12 protein-coding genes, 5 tRNA genes and 1 pseudogene are annotated in these 13,497 nt (G+C 36.9%); all 18 read right to left on the bottom strand.

Translation table 11 applies throughout. From position 1 onward, the window contains the following. Window positions 1-68: 68 nt before the first annotated feature. The 18 genes and pseudogenes from gatB to hslO all read right to left on the bottom strand — a co-directional run bounded on the left by gatB (window position 69) and on the right by hslO (window position 13,445). A complete protein-coding gene (gene gatB / locus OTK00_RS02930) occupies window positions 69-1,511 on the bottom strand; it encodes an Asp-tRNA(Asn)/Glu-tRNA(Gln) amidotransferase subunit GatB (protein WP_045170302.1) in 1,443 nt (480 codons plus the stop codon). Window positions 1,512-1,552: 41 nt separating this feature from the next. Beyond that, window positions 1,553-3,013: an Asp-tRNA(Asn)/Glu-tRNA(Gln) amidotransferase subunit GatA gene (gatA, locus tag OTK00_RS02925; protein WP_045170303.1), complete on the bottom strand. Its 1,461-nt coding sequence runs from the start codon at window positions 3,011-3,013 to the stop codon at window positions 1,553-1,555. Between the two features lie 26 nt (window positions 3,014-3,039). After that, complete coding sequence (gatC, locus tag OTK00_RS02920) at window positions 3,040-3,324, bottom strand: Asp-tRNA(Asn)/Glu-tRNA(Gln) amidotransferase subunit GatC (RefSeq protein ID WP_045170304.1); 285 nt, start codon at window positions 3,322-3,324, stop codon at window positions 3,040-3,042. Window positions 3,325-3,992: 668 nt separating this feature from the next. Continuing rightward, a pseudogene (locus OTK00_RS02915) lies at window positions 3,993-4,859 on the bottom strand (zeta toxin family protein). A gap of 13 nt (window positions 4,860-4,872) precedes the next feature. Further along, on the bottom strand, window positions 4,873-5,163 hold the full coding sequence (locus OTK00_RS02910; RefSeq protein WP_045170305.1) for a hypothetical protein: 291 nt from the start codon (window positions 5,161-5,163) through the stop codon (window positions 4,873-4,875). 14 nt (window positions 5,164-5,177) lie between these two features. Beyond that, the gene (locus OTK00_RS02905; RefSeq protein ID WP_045170307.1) at window positions 5,178-5,468 is read right to left on the bottom strand and encodes a hypothetical protein; all 291 of its coding nucleotides are present in this window, start codon (window positions 5,466-5,468) and stop codon (window positions 5,178-5,180) included. Window positions 5,469-5,634: 166 nt separating this feature from the next. Next, the gene (locus tag OTK00_RS02900; protein ID WP_268760825.1) at window positions 5,635-6,321 is read right to left on the bottom strand and encodes a hypothetical protein; all 687 of its coding nucleotides are present in this window, start codon (window positions 6,319-6,321) and stop codon (window positions 5,635-5,637) included. 551 nt (window positions 6,322-6,872) lie between these two features. Beyond that, window positions 6,873-7,514 carry an ATP-binding cassette domain-containing protein gene (locus tag OTK00_RS02895; protein ID WP_045170309.1) on the bottom strand — a complete coding sequence of 214 codons (642 nt, stop codon included), beginning with the start codon at window positions 7,512-7,514 and terminating at the stop codon, window positions 6,873-6,875. A gap of 299 nt (window positions 7,515-7,813) precedes the next feature. Beyond that, window positions 7,814-8,002: a hypothetical protein gene (locus tag OTK00_RS02890; RefSeq protein ID WP_241765546.1), complete on the bottom strand. Its 189-nt coding sequence runs from the start codon at window positions 8,000-8,002 to the stop codon at window positions 7,814-7,816. Window positions 8,003-8,045: 43 nt separating this feature from the next. After that, complete coding sequence (locus OTK00_RS02885; protein ID WP_045170310.1) at window positions 8,046-9,263, bottom strand: RNA-guided endonuclease InsQ/TnpB family protein; 1,218 nt, start codon at window positions 9,261-9,263, stop codon at window positions 8,046-8,048. A 40-nt stretch (window positions 9,264-9,303) separates the two neighbouring features. Continuing rightward, window positions 9,304-9,498: a hypothetical protein gene (locus OTK00_RS02880; protein WP_045170311.1), complete on the bottom strand. Its 195-nt coding sequence runs from the start codon at window positions 9,496-9,498 to the stop codon at window positions 9,304-9,306. Window positions 9,499-9,682: 184 nt separating this feature from the next. Next, a complete protein-coding gene (locus OTK00_RS02875) occupies window positions 9,683-11,818 on the bottom strand; it encodes a sodium-translocating pyrophosphatase (RefSeq protein ID WP_045170518.1) in 2,136 nt (711 codons plus the stop codon). A gap of 156 nt (window positions 11,819-11,974) precedes the next feature. Then, a tRNA-Cys gene (locus OTK00_RS02870) sits at window positions 11,975-12,049 on the bottom strand. A gap of 20 nt (window positions 12,050-12,069) precedes the next feature. Beyond that, window positions 12,070-12,145 (bottom strand) — tRNA-Gly (locus OTK00_RS02865). A gap of 19 nt (window positions 12,146-12,164) precedes the next feature. Next, a tRNA-Phe gene (locus OTK00_RS02860) sits at window positions 12,165-12,240 on the bottom strand. Window positions 12,241-12,260: 20 nt separating this feature from the next. Next, window positions 12,261-12,337: transfer RNA gene (locus OTK00_RS02855), tRNA-Asp, on the bottom strand. Window positions 12,338-12,345: 8 nt separating this feature from the next. Beyond that, a tRNA-Val gene (locus OTK00_RS02850) sits at window positions 12,346-12,421 on the bottom strand. Window positions 12,422-12,584: 163 nt separating this feature from the next. Next, window positions 12,585-13,445, bottom strand: coding sequence for an Hsp33 family molecular chaperone HslO (hslO, locus tag OTK00_RS02845; protein WP_045170312.1), 861 nt, complete (start codon window positions 13,443-13,445; stop codon window positions 12,585-12,587). Between the last annotated feature and the right edge of the window lie 52 nt (window positions 13,446-13,497).

Raw genomic sequence — 13,497 nt, 5'->3', positions numbered from 1 at the left:
TCAAAAAATCTAAAAAAGAGGGAGCTTTCTTTTAAATATTTGCAAAGAAAGCTCCTTATCCCCAGAGTTTAGATTTTCCCAAGCTCTTCTTTTAGAATTTCATTGACAAGCTGTGGATTAGCCTTGCCTTTTGTTATCTTCATAACCTGACCTACCAGAAATCCAAATGCCTTTTCCTTTCCATTTTTGTAGTCCTCTACTGATTTTGGATTGTCTGCTATTGCCTGCTTTACCGCTTCCAAAATTGCGTTCCTGTCTGTTATCTGAACAAGCCCTTTTTCCTTTACAATGACCTCAGGATCTTTTCCTGTTTCAAGCATTTCTTCAAAAACCTGCTTTGCAATGGTATTGGAAATTGTTTTGTTATCAACAAGGTTAATTAGACTTGCAAGCTGATTTGGTTTAATCTTTATACTGTCAATCTCTTCAGGTTCCAGTCCTCTTTCATTTATGACTCTCATGATCTCTCCCATCATCCAGTTGCTTGCAGCCTTTATATTCTGAGTATACTTTATGCACTCTTCGAAATAGTTTGCTATTGCTTTTGACGATGTCAAAACCCCGGCGTCATACTCAGGAAGCCCGTATTCTTTTACATACCTCTCCTTTTTCTGGTCAGGAAGCTCAGGAATTCTCTTTTTAATCTCCTCAATCCACCCCTCATCTACAATGATAGGTGGAAGGTCGGGCTCGGGAAAGTATCTATAGTCATGCGCTTCCTCTTTTGTCCTCATTGCAAGGCTTATTCCCTTTGCCTCATCCCATCTTCTTGTCTCCTGAATGACAGCACCGCCACTTTCCAAAACCTCTATTTGCCTTTTTGCTTCGTATTCAATCGCCCTGACAACCGACCTGAATGAATTTAAATTTTTCATCTCGGTCCTTGTTCCAAACTCCTTTGAGCCTTTTGGTCTTACAGAAAGATTGACATCAACTCTGAGCGAACCTTCCTGCATCTTGCAATCAGAAACACCTGTGTACTGTAAAATTGCTTTTAGCTTTTCAAGGAAAATTCGCGTCTCCTCACTTGAGCGCAAATCCGGCTCTGTAACAATCTCTATCAAAGGAACTCCACATCTGTTAAAGTCAACAAGGCTGCCTTCGTCCCACTGGTCATGAAGAAGCTTCCCGGCATCCTCTTCAATGTGAATCCTCTTTATTCCAATTCTCTTTTTCTGCCCATTTACTTCAATGTCAATGTAGCCATTGTAACAAAGCGGCAAGTCATACTGCGAAATCTGATAAGCCTTTGGAAGGTCAGGGTAGAAATAATTTTTCCTATCCTGCTTGCTATATCTTGCAATCTCACAATTTGTTGCAAGCCCCGCCATTATAGCATACTCCACAGCCTTTTTGTTCAGAACCGGCAAAACTCCCGGCATACCTGTGCAAATAGGGCAGCAGTGAGTGTTCGGCTCTCCTCCAAACTCTGTTGTGCAGGAGCAGAATATCTTTGACTCTGTTGCAAGCTCTGCATGAACTTCCAGACCAATCACAACTTCATATTCCATCCTCAGTTTCACCTCTTGAATTATATACTATATTTTGGAATTTATAAATTCCCAGGTTTCAGATTCCTGTATCCGCTATTTTGCTCATAGGTATATGCTACCCTCAGGATAGTTTCCTCATCAAATGCCTTCCCTATTATTTGAAGACCTATCGGAAGACCATTGCTGTCAAACCCGCATGGAACAGAAATAGCAGGAAGTCCTGCGATATTTACAGGCACTGTGCATATATCAGACATATACATCTCAAGCGGATTTGCTACCCTTTCGCCAATTTTGAATGCTGTTGTTGGGCTTGTTGGTGTTACAATCACATCATACTTCTGGAAAGCTTCATCGAATGCTCGCTTGATCAGGGTTCTAACCTGCAAGCCCTTCTTGTAGTAAGCATCATAATACCCCGCTGAAAGCGCATATGTGCCAAGCATAACTCTTCTTTTTACTTCAGCTCCAAAGCCCTCTGATCTTGTCTTTTTGTATAAATCTATTAAATCCTCATAGTTTTGAGTTCTATACCCGTATTTGATTCCATCGTATCTCGCAAGGTTTGAACTTGCCTCAGAGGATGCAATTATATAGTATGTTGGGAGCGCATATTCCACAATTGGTATTGAAAACTCTTCATAGTCTGCCCCAAGAGTTTTCAAAAGCTCAAGAACCTTCTCAACTGCTTGTTTTACCTCCGGGTTAATCCCTTTTTCCATATACTCTTTTGGAACACCTATTTTTAACCCTTTCACATCATTCACCAGGGCTTTTGTAAAATCCGGAACGTCAACCGGTGCTGATGTCGCGTCATATGGGTCATGTCCGCAGATGATGTTCATAGCCAAAGCACAATCTTCAACATCTTTTGTTAAAGGTCCTATCTGATCAAGAGAAGATGCAAACGCAACAAGTCCAAAACGAGAAACTCTTCCATATGTTGGTTTCATACCAACAACTCCGCAGAGCGAAGCAGGCTGCCTGATAGAACCACCTGTGTCCGAACCAAGTGTAAAGAATGCCTCATCCGCAGCAACAGCTGCTGCAGAGCCGCCGCTTGAGCCACCCGGGACCCTTTCCAAATCCCATGGATTTTTGGTTGTGTGAAATGCAGAATTCTCTGTGGATGACCCCATTGCAAACTCGTCCATATTGAGCTTGCCCAAAAGTGTCATATGGTTTTCTTTTAGCTTTTTCACAACTGTTGCATCGTAAGGCGGAACAAAGTTGTAAAGTATTTTTGATGCACAGGTTGTTTTTATCCTATTTGTGCAAAGATTATCTTTTAAGGCAATTGGAAGACCATAAAGCACCCCAACATCTTCGCCCTTTGATATCTTTTCATCAATCTTCTTTGCGCTCTCCATTGCCTCTTCTTCTGTAACTGTTATATATGCCTTCACTTTATCTTCAACCTGTTTAATCCTGTCAATAACGCTCTGGACAACCTCCTGGCAGGTGACCTCTTTTTTCTTTATAAGTTCAATTGCTTCGTGCGCGGTTAAGTTATATAGCATTTTTAATTTTGCCTCCTTCTAAGGTTTTACTCAACTATCTTTGGAACTTTTATGCATACATCATCATGAGATGGAGCATTTTTCAAAATCTCTTCGCGCGGATATGAAGGTTTTACCTCATCGTTTCTGAAAACATTGTAAAGGTTAAGAACATGTGCAGTTGGTTCAATCCCTTCAGTGTTCAGCTCTGAAAGCTTATTTGCAAATTCAATTATAGCACCAAGCTCTTTTGTCATCTTCTCTATCTCTTCTTCTGTCAAAGTTAGCCTTGCAAGGTTTGCAACATATTCAACGTCCTGTTTTGTTATCATGCTTTATCTCATCTCCTTTAGTTTTTAAAGCTTTTTGCTACTCTTTTTTATTTTATAGTAAAAAAATCTCATTATCAAGAAAATAAAGATGATGGATAGTGTCAAGAGTTTGTAGGAAAAAAATTTTTATTGCAAAAAAGTAAAAAAATAGATGCTTATAAAATGATGTCAAATGATGAAATAAAAATTTTGAGCTTGAATTTATAAAATCGTTGAAAAAATTGATATTATTGAAACTTTACAACTGCTTGCTTTAAAGCTAAACCAAAACCTGGATAAAAGAAAAAGTTTGACGGGTTGTGCACAAAATAATTAGTCAAATTTTTATGTAACAATTATCAAAAGTTTAAAAGCATTTTAGAAATGATTTTTAACGCAGGATATGTTTTTTTATTTGGGCTTTTCAACAATGTATAAAAAGCTTCAAAAGTGTTTCAGAGGGGTATATTTTTTTATGTTCGACCAATTAACTAACAATTTCAAAAATGAAATAGCTAAAATAACAAAAAATAACCTAACAAAAACTCTAAAAACACCTGTGAGAAACTGAAAAAATTCTGATTCTGATTTTCTTGTAGAGTTTTTGTTAGGTTAATTTGTACTTATTTTCGTAAACTTTGTATTCTACTTTCTTTATTTTTTCGTTTTGTTTTCAGTTTTTTGCTTTTTTAAATCGATGATCTGTCTTTTTCATTCAACATTTCTTTAGCTTTCGATTGTAGCTCTTTAATTTCTCCTTCGTATTCTTCTTTGAGATTGTATTTCTTGAGCTTTTCTATTATTGCATTAGTCCATTCAATGAATTCTTTATATTCTTCTAAACTCCATTTTCTGCTTCGCTCTTCGATTATTGTTGGTATACAACTTCTGTTTGGATCTGGTTCACTGCTAAATAGTAGCTGACCGTCTCTATTAAAAACTTCTAATTTATCACATAATTTTTCTTTCTCTATGATTTCTATTGTTTTTAGCATTCCAGAGTACGCTTCATCATGTGCCTTTTTTTCAGAAAATCTTGCTACATTTTTCCCAGAAGCTTTAAATTTTTTTATATATCTTGAATAAATTGCAGCTCTGCTTATAAGTTCATTCACTGCAAGAATTCTCAGAGTTATTTCATAACCTAATTGTTTTAGCTTCTTCATTGTTTCGCAGATTTGGTGTGTTCTAAGAGTTCCCTCGAAGATGATGTTAAATTTTTTGTTCATGGCTTCATCAAAGATTTTTCGTGTCCATTCCCTCACATCTGGATCTATCAATTTGGCAAACAGCTTATCATGACTTTAAAATATTTCTTCGGCTTTTGGGTGATAGTGCCTGAAATCGTCACCGTTTATCACTACAACATTGCCATCTTTAAAAAATTGGTTTTCTGATAATGTTATTATTTTACTTTTTCCTGCACCTGGTTGCCCACCAAGAATTACTATTTGAGGATTGGCTACAGGTGTTTTACCTGAATAAAGCTTATTTTTTAATTCTTCTAAAGTTTCGTTGTGAGTTTTTTCGTCCAACTTGTAGATAAGTTCGTCCATTGTCAACCCCCTCTTACAAGATTTCTACAAACTTTGATTCGTCTAGGGCAATTAAATCTAAAAGTGTGACGTATACAGTGTAAGCTCTTTCAATTGTGTCCTTATTTCCTCTGTATGCTTCAGATCTTTCTTTGTAGAGAGTATCCAAAAGTTTATTAAGTTTTTCGATTTTCTGCTCTTTATCTTCGATGTCTGAGTCTTCAATGTTAATAAGTATATTTGTAAGTTTACCCAGGAGGCCGCATATTAAGTCAATGCCAACTTCGTGTCTGATATCTTCTTGAATAGTTTTTATATCGCTCATTTTCATCCCTCCTCTTACAAGATCTCTATAAAACTTGATTCGTTTACGGCAATTAAATCTAAAAGTGTGACGTATATGGTGTAAGCTCTTTCAATTGTGTCCTTATTTCCTCTGTATGCTTCATCTCTTTCTTTTGCAAGGGCAGCCTTTATTTTTCTTAGTTTTTCGATTTTCTGCTCTTTATCTTCGATGTCTGAGTTTTTAATGTTAATAAGTATATTTGTAAGTTTACCCAAGAGGCCGCATATTAAGTCAATGCCAACTTCGTGTCTGATATCTTCTTGAATAGTTTTTATATCGCTCATTTTCATCACCCTCCCCTAGTTTAATAATATCACTTTTGAGTTAAAATGTGCAAGCTTTTGTTAAAAAAAATTAGTCCTAAATTGTAATATTAAATAAATACCTTTTTGATGAAACTGGAAATCATAGCTTGATGAAAATAGTAGCTGATGTTAAATTTAAAGAGTATTAAGCTCTGATCAGCAAACCCTCCAGAATTATTATACCGCATATCATTAAAAACTTAACTTTTTCATTTTGCCATAAAATTTTTAACCCAAAAAGCAGGAGTGAGTCTAATATTAAATACCAGACTATTTTGTAATACCATAATGGTTGTAAAAAAACAAGCAGCAGGAAGTTCAAAAATACATTAAAAAGCACAAAAGACAGTGCAGAAAATGCTAACTCTAAGTTGTTTAATCTATGCATATAGAAATACATATGTTCTTTTGTATCCATCGAGTAGAATAGTAAGAGGTAAAATAACGTAAAGCTATGAATGATAAAATAGCAATATGGCTGTACACTTAATTGCAGTTTTGGCATGATAATAATCGATAATACAGTTATCAACAATAACAATATTAATTGCCTCAAATAGACTCTTTTAAAAATCAAAAATTGGTGTAACAAGATATTAAATGGAAATGATAGCACCAAATTGCAAGATTTCTTTTCATCAAAATCAATCAACTTCTTGTATTCTTCACTTACTTCTACAAGTAATTCCCAGTCACCTCTTGCACATCCCCAGCTTGATTTATATATAATTTTGCTATAATTTAACAATTTATTTATATCAATGTTTTTCAAAATTATGGGTATTAACACTATCTCAATTGCTAATAATATAAGAAAAACCTTTTCCTTCAAAACGTAAACTAATAAAACAAACGTCAACAATGACAGCATCCTTGTTATAAAAGAATATTTTGAAAAAATAGTAAATGAACAAATAAACCTGATCAGCTCAGCAAAAATGTCTGTCATAATAAATAGAAATAGAATCTTGTTTGTTATGAATAAATATAACCTTTCACCAAATATATATATTGCCATTTCGTATAATAGATAGAATAAGAAAACTCTTGAAAATAAATAGCTAATAAGTTTGATTATTATTATAAGTCTGAGTTTGTAAGAAGTTTGTGTATAAAAATGAGTAAATGTTGGAAAATAAAGATATATGTTAGTATTCCTGGATATATATATTTTCAATGCAAAGAATAATACAATAGTTAAAAGGATTACCCATCTGTTTGCTAAATAATTAAATTTATCCAAAGAAAGGGTATCAGTCAAACTTGAGGTTACCCAAAATAATAGTATCAATCCCAATATCAGTATCATTCCAAAACGTTTAAATATCAACATTTGCATTCGCAGTTTATCTTTATATTCAACTAAAAGCAACTTTAACACTTTTACTTTACACTCCTCTTAAGTTCAATCTCTCTGTCCATCAAATTTTTTACATATTCAACCTCGTGCGATGTTAATATTATAGTCTTCCCGCTACTTTTTATTATAGATAACACTTCAAATAAAGCCTTAACAGAAGCAGAATCCAAAAAATTAAAAGGCTCGTCAGCTATTAACACCTCAAAATCCTTTAGCAAGCAACAGCACAGCATTACTTTTTGCTTATTACCGCGCGAAAGCTGAGAAGGTAAATAATTTAAATATTCTTTTAGATTAAATACACTTACATATATATTCACAATTTCTTTTGCTTCTTTATCTTTTAAGCCATACATTGAAGATATAAAATTCAAATGCTCTTTTACTGTTAAACCTTCATAAAAAACAGGTGTATCTGGTATATAACTGATTGGATAATTATGTAACTTTATCTTTTTTAAGCTCATACCTTTGAATTTTAATTCACCACTCCATAAATCATCTAACTTTGCAATAATATTGAGTAGCGTAGTCTTTCCTGTGCCATTTGCTCCTTTTAAATAAACAAATTCATTCTCATATATTTCAAAGCTCAGTTTATCTATAACCACTTTGTTCCCAAACTTTTTTGTTAATTCATTGGCAATATAAATTGGAAAAGACATAAAATTACCCTCCAAAAAAAGTTACTTATTATGCTCTTTTAATCTAAAGTCCTTTAAATATTTTACACTGAATTCCGTTCTTTTGCTAAATTTCATTCTTTAGCTCAGCTCTCTACTTCTTTTGCTAACTCAATTTTTCTTAAGTTTTCTTCATAATTTGGAATTAAAAAGTTCTATGTAAATTTGATATACTTTTCTTGAAGAGCAAACTTTTCAATATGTTCAAAAAAGATAAAGGACTGCAAAAGCGCAGCCCTTCAATTTATAAAGCACCTATTCATGTATATACTTAACTCACCTTAGCTTGCCATTCTCTTTGTCAAAACCTCGCAAACTCTTTCTTCAATACCAAGCAAGTAGATCTTAAAATTATTTGTTGCAATCACTGTTCTTCTGTCACCTGTCTTGCTGGGGTATGCATCTTTGAAATCTGTCCACTTAACAACTCCAAAGTGCTTTTTTGAAGGGTCAATCAGGTGAACTACCATCAACCTAAAGAGGTTAAGGCTTCATGAGAAGTTTGGCAGCATTTTATGCTACCCTTATTCTCACAGGGTGGTTCACACACCCACTACTGGTTATCTGCTCTTTTGCAGATTCACCAGCTACCTTCAAAAGTATGTTTATCGCCCCATTTATATCCGCATTCAATACATTCCCACATTCCTTGCATACATACAAGCCCCTGTGCTTTCTGTTACTTTTGTCAATTATCCCACATCTGCTGCACCTCTGTGAGGTGTAGCTTTCTTCTACCTCCACATACTCTATCCCATATAACCTGCACTTTGCTTCTAATTTTCTCTTAAACTTCTTGTACGGTATCCCCACAAAGTTCTGATTGTTCACCTTCCCCAGCTCTATACCCTGCTTTATCTCTTTCATCCTACCCACAACAACTATTCCTATTTTATTTTCCAGACAGTGCTTAACTACAACGTTTACAGCCTGATTTAAAAAGTTCTCAACTATATGCTGTCTTTTTAGAGAAATTTGAGCAAGTTTTGAACCATATTTGATTCCCTGTTTGGAGTATACACTTTGCAGTCTTGCTTTTTCTTTGTTATACCATCGGTTGACTGATTTTAAAAACCTGCCCTCTATCAAAAAGGCAGTCCCAATGGTATCCGTAAGCGCTGCAAAGTTGTTTAATCCCAAGTCTATTGCCAAAATCCTGCTTTTGTCAAGCTCATAATCCTGCTCTTTTTCCTCATACACATACTCAATCTCAAACCATTTCCCATGGTATCTTGGAATTATCCTGACTTCCTTAATCTTTTTGCCTGCAATGTTTTTTGGCAAATCAAAATATAAGTATCTTACCCCAAACTCCTTTGAAAAGTTTCTGCCAAGGCTCAGTCTCACTTTCTTATCTTCTATCTTGAACTGGTCTTTTGGAAAAACTATCTGGTACATCCCTTCCTTTGGTAGGTATCTGGGCATAGAAACCTTCTCTTTTACCTTTCCTTCTTTTTTGGCTTTCAAAAGGTTCAAAAAAGATTTAAAAGATTCATCCACCGAAATAAGTGTCTGCTGTGCAACCTGTGATGGCAAGAGCATGTAGTTTTGGTTGCCTTTTGCAATGTGATATACACTTTCATATCGCAAATATTCATGAGTTTGAAAATAGTGCTGTCTTATATGATACAGAGCAAAGTTGTACAGGTTTTTTGAAAAGTGACAGAGCTTTCGCAAAAGTTTGTATGTTTTCTTATTACATCTTATATGATTTTTCTGTGTTTTGTACACTTGTCATCACCCAGAAATATTTTATCACATTTTTAGCAATTCATCTCCATCTTGAAGAAGATGGAGTCTTCTTGCTATATTTCAGATAAAAACCGTTCTGACAGACATGCAGCTTCATTCTTCCCTGATACTTTATGTCCGGATGACCTTCAATGTACTCAACATCAAGTGGCTCACAGATGTCGCGCCCCAACTCTTTTATCTGCTTTGGAACACCCAAACTAAATAAACCCATCTGTGATCCCCCCTATTTATCTCCTAATTTTATTATACCATTTTTGAAAATTGTTTAACAACTTTATTTTATTTTCTGTCTTAAAAAAGTAAATAGCTCTTAAAGTAAAAATCCCCTTAAAACAGAAAAGGGAAGAAAGGTCTTTAAAAACCCTTCTTCCCCTTTTTTATCTTTTTGCTCATCATTATCTAAAAAGTGATACAAACACAAGAGTAATTGTGGAAATGAGCTTTACAAGAACATGCAAGGATGGACCTGCTGTGTCTTTGCATGGGTCACCAACAGTGTCGCCAACAACTGCTGCCTTGTGTGCATCAGATCTTTTGCCGCCATAATTTCCAAGTTCGATGTATTTCTTAGCGTTGTCCCAGGCGCCACCGCCGTTGTTCAGGAACAGTGCCAGAATGACACCCGCAATTGTACCTATCATCAAAAACCCTGCTGCTGCTTCTTTGCCAAGCAAAATTCCCACAAGAATTGGAGCAATTACAACAATCATACCCGGTACCACCATTTCTTTCAATGCACCTTTTGTGACAATGTCAACACACTTTGCATAATCTGGTTTTGCTCTTCCTTCCATAATACCCGGGATTTCTTTGAACTGACGTCTAACTTCCAGGATTACATACTGTGCAGCTCTTCCAACAGCCCTTATTGCTGTTGAGCTAAACAGGTACACAACCATTGCTCCAATAAATGCGCCGATGAATACTTCAGGTTTGCCAATATCAACAGAGAACCAGGATTCAAGAGGCCTGCCCAAAATCTTTTTAACCTCATCAAGGTATGCTGAGAAAAGAAGGAATGTAGCCAGAGCTGCAGAACCTATTGCATAACCTTTGGTCAAAGCCTTTGTTGTATTACCGCAGGCATCAAGCCTGTCTGTTACATTCCTGACCTCTTCAGGTGCACCTGACATCTCAGTGATACCACCTGCATTGTCAGTAATCGGTCCAAATGTGTCCATTGCTAAAATATATGCACAGGTTGAAAGCATTCCCATTGTAGCGATTGCTGTACCGTAAAGACCGCCTGTCGCAAAGCCAGGAAGTGCATGTTCACCAAGCTTGTATGCAATATAAATTGCAATTGAGATAAATATAACTGGCAGGGCTGTTGATTCCATGCCAACAGACATACCTGTTATGATGTTTGTTGCAGGACCAGTTGTAGATGCTTTTGCTATCTCCTGTACAGGTCTGTAATGGTAGGAGGTATAAAAATCTGTAAGCCAAACAAAGATATAGCTAAGCACAATCCCGGCAACAGCACAGCCATATAGCAGCCACCAGTTAACCTCCTGCCCATTTGGAAGCTTGCCAGAGAGCATTGCCTTTACTACAAAAATCAAAACAATCAAGTTCAAAATTGTAGTCACAAAATACCCCTTGTTCAAAGCCTTCATTGGGTCCTTGCTCTCGTCTTTCGTGTTTACAAAGAAAAGTCCAATTACAGATGATACAATACCAATAGCACGCGCAACAATCGGGAACAGTATCCCCTTCCAGCCAAACACAGGATATAATGCAACACCGAGTATCATAGCACCGATATTCTCAGCCGCTGTTGATTCAAACAGGTCAGCACCACGGCCTGCACAGTCACCTACATTGTCACCGACAAGGTCGGCAACAACAGCCGGGTTTCTCGGGTCATCTTCGGGAATTCCAGCCTCAACTTTACCCACAAGGTCGGCACCAACGTCAGCTGCTTTTGTATAGATTCCACCGCCAAGCTGTGCAAAGAGCGCCACAAACGATGCACCAAATCCAAACCCTACAATCAGTGAAGGCGCCTCTTTTATAAGATTTTCATTGCCAGAAGCTCCACCGTAAAGCAAAAATAGCGTTGCAACTCCCAAAAGTGACAGTGCAGTCACAGCCAAACCTGTCACAGCACCACCGCGAAGAGCTATCTGAAGAGCTCTGTTCAAGCCCTTTCTTGCACCTGCTGCAGCCCTCACATTTGAATTCACCGCAATATACATCCCAAGATAGCCGGATATTGCCGAGCAGAGTGCACCGGTAATAAATGCAAACCCAATATGAAGAGCAACCGAAATGGCATGTGAAGATCCTTTTGAAAGATTACCAAAATAGTTAGCAATTATGATTATAACCGCTACAATTAATGCCAAAATACCAATGGTCTTGTACTGTCTGTTCAGAAAAGCCATTGCACCTTCTTTAATAGCGTTTGCAATCTCCTGCATTTTTTCATTACCTTTTTCCTGAGAAAAGATAAACCTGATAAGACCAATTATCACAAGAATTGCAAATATAACAACACCGTAAATTAAAGCAAGATAGCCACTCAAAGAAGATCCCTCCTTGAAAGAGTATTTTGTTGGTAGTTTGACATTTAGCAAAAAAGCGTACAGTATATATTTATTCGACATAAGCTGCAAAAATCCTTCTTTGGAAAACAAAAAAACCTGCTCACTTTGCTGAGCAGGCTCTCTATTTTCTAACTTTGGAGGCGCCACCCGGATTTGAACCGGGGAATCAGGATTTTGCAGACCCTTGCCTTACCGCTTGGCTATGGCGCCATTTTTTGCTTATAAAATTTTGGAGCGGGAAACGGGACTCGAACCCGCGACATCTACCTTGGCAAGGTAGCGCTCTACCAACTGAGCTATTCCCGCTCGTAAAAAGTATTCTGATTGGTGCCTCGGGGCGGAATCGAACCACCGACACGAGGATTTTCAGTCCTCTGCTCTACCAACTGAGCTACCGAGGCGTATATTTTCACATATAAACTGGCGACCCAGAAGGGACTCGAACCCTCGACCTCCAGCGTGACAGGCTGGCGCTCTAACCGACTGAGCTACTGGGCCATTTTAGATGGTGGGCAGTGCAGGGCTCGAACCTGCGACCCCCTGCTTGTAAGGCAGGTGCTCTCCCAGCTGAGCTAACCGCCCTTTTCTCCCGCCGCTGCTTTTAATCAGCGGCGACATGTTTTATTATACTTGACATCTCGGGGTTTTTCAATAGCATTTTTCGGGCAGAAATGAGCCAAATTTTATTATTTTTCTTCATTTTTTTGGACTTTTCTTATTCGGACTAAAGATAGCTTAATTTTTCTCATTCTTTTGCGCCATATTTAATTCTGAAAGCCTCTTCCTTAGTGAAATAGTATCTTTTCTCGCAAAAGCTGCAAACAACTTCTATTCTGTCATCTGAAATTTCTTCATCAGTGAGAAGAGGAATTATGCTCTCTACTTTCTCTTTGGAACAGTCACATTTGTAGCCTGGAAAATACTCATCCAAAACCTCATATTCGATGTCGCCAAAAAGCTGTGCAGTTATTTGCATAATATCTTTCTCTGCCAGTACAGATGAAATATTTGAAAAATTTTTAATCCTTTCTTCAAGTTTTTCAATTAAGCCTTCCGGAGTTTCAGGCAAAAGTTGAATTATAAAACCGCCTGCTGATTTCACACTTTCGTCAGTATCTATCAAAACACCAAGTGCAACAGCAGATGGAATCTGTTCTGACAATACAAAATAGTGTGTTAAATCTTCAGCAATCTCACCCGATACAAGTTCTATCTGACCAATGTAGGGTTCTTTCAAACCTAAATCTTTTATCACTGTAAGTGTACCATCTCCTATTGCTCCTCTGACATTTAGCTTACCGGCCTGGTTTATCTCTGTCAGAACCTCTTTGTTTTTCACATAGCCTTTGACATTTCCCTTTGAATCAGAAACTGCAACCAGTCCTTTCAGAATACCGCTGCAGGAGATCTGAATTGAAAGAGTATGCTTTTCTCCTTTCAACATCACACCCATCATTGATGCAGCCGTCAGAAGTCTGCCAAGAGCAGCTGTTGGAATAGGAGGCAGATTATGTATTCTTCTTGCTTCTTCGACTATATCTGTAGAATCCATGATAAAAATTGCCACATTCTTATCCTTTGACAGTGCCCTTAGAATTCTTGCCATAAGCTTTTAATACCCCCAGAGTTAAAAATTAAAATTCTTATAGATTTTATTT

It is taken from the genome of Caldicellulosiruptor morganii, from assembly GCF_026810225.1.
Classification (GTDB): domain Bacteria; phylum Bacillota; class Thermoanaerobacteria; order Caldicellulosiruptorales; family Caldicellulosiruptoraceae; genus Caldicellulosiruptor; species Caldicellulosiruptor morganii.
Note: the sequence above shows the minus strand (reverse complement) of the source record. Positions and strands in the feature narration are given on the sequence as shown.

What these genes read in the sequence shown, in the direction of transcription:
- gatA (WP_045170303.1), bottom strand. Translation starts at nt 3,013, where the DNA reads ATGCTATATAACTTAACCGCGCACGAAGCAATTGAACTTATAAAGAAA.
- OTK00_RS02910 (WP_045170305.1), bottom strand. Translation starts at nt 5,163, where the DNA reads ATGAGCGATATAAAAACTATTCAAGAAGATATCAGACACGAAGTTGGC.
- OTK00_RS02905 (WP_045170307.1), bottom strand. Translation starts at nt 5,468, where the DNA reads ATGAGCGATATAAAAACTATTCAAGAAGATATCAGACACGAAGTTGGC.
- OTK00_RS02895 (WP_045170309.1), bottom strand. Translation starts at nt 7,514, where the DNA reads ATGTCTTTTCCAATTTATATTGCCAATGAATTAACAAAAAAGTTTGGG.
- OTK00_RS02890 (WP_241765546.1), bottom strand. Translation starts at nt 8,002, where the DNA reads ATGGTAGTTCACCTGATTGACCCTTCAAAAAAGCACTTTGGAGTTGTT.
- hslO (WP_045170312.1), bottom strand. Translation starts at nt 13,445, where the DNA reads ATGGCAAGAATTCTAAGGGCACTGTCAAAGGATAAGAATGTGGCAATT.
- gatC (WP_045170304.1), bottom strand. Translation starts at nt 3,324, where the DNA reads ATGATAACAAAACAGGACGTTGAATATGTTGCAAACCTTGCAAGGCTA.
- OTK00_RS02880 (WP_045170311.1), bottom strand. Translation starts at nt 9,498, where the DNA reads ATGGGTTTATTTAGTTTGGGTGTTCCAAAGCAGATAAAAGAGTTGGGG.
- gatB (WP_045170302.1), bottom strand. Translation starts at nt 1,511, where the DNA reads ATGGAATATGAAGTTGTGATTGGTCTGGAAGTTCATGCAGAGCTTGCA.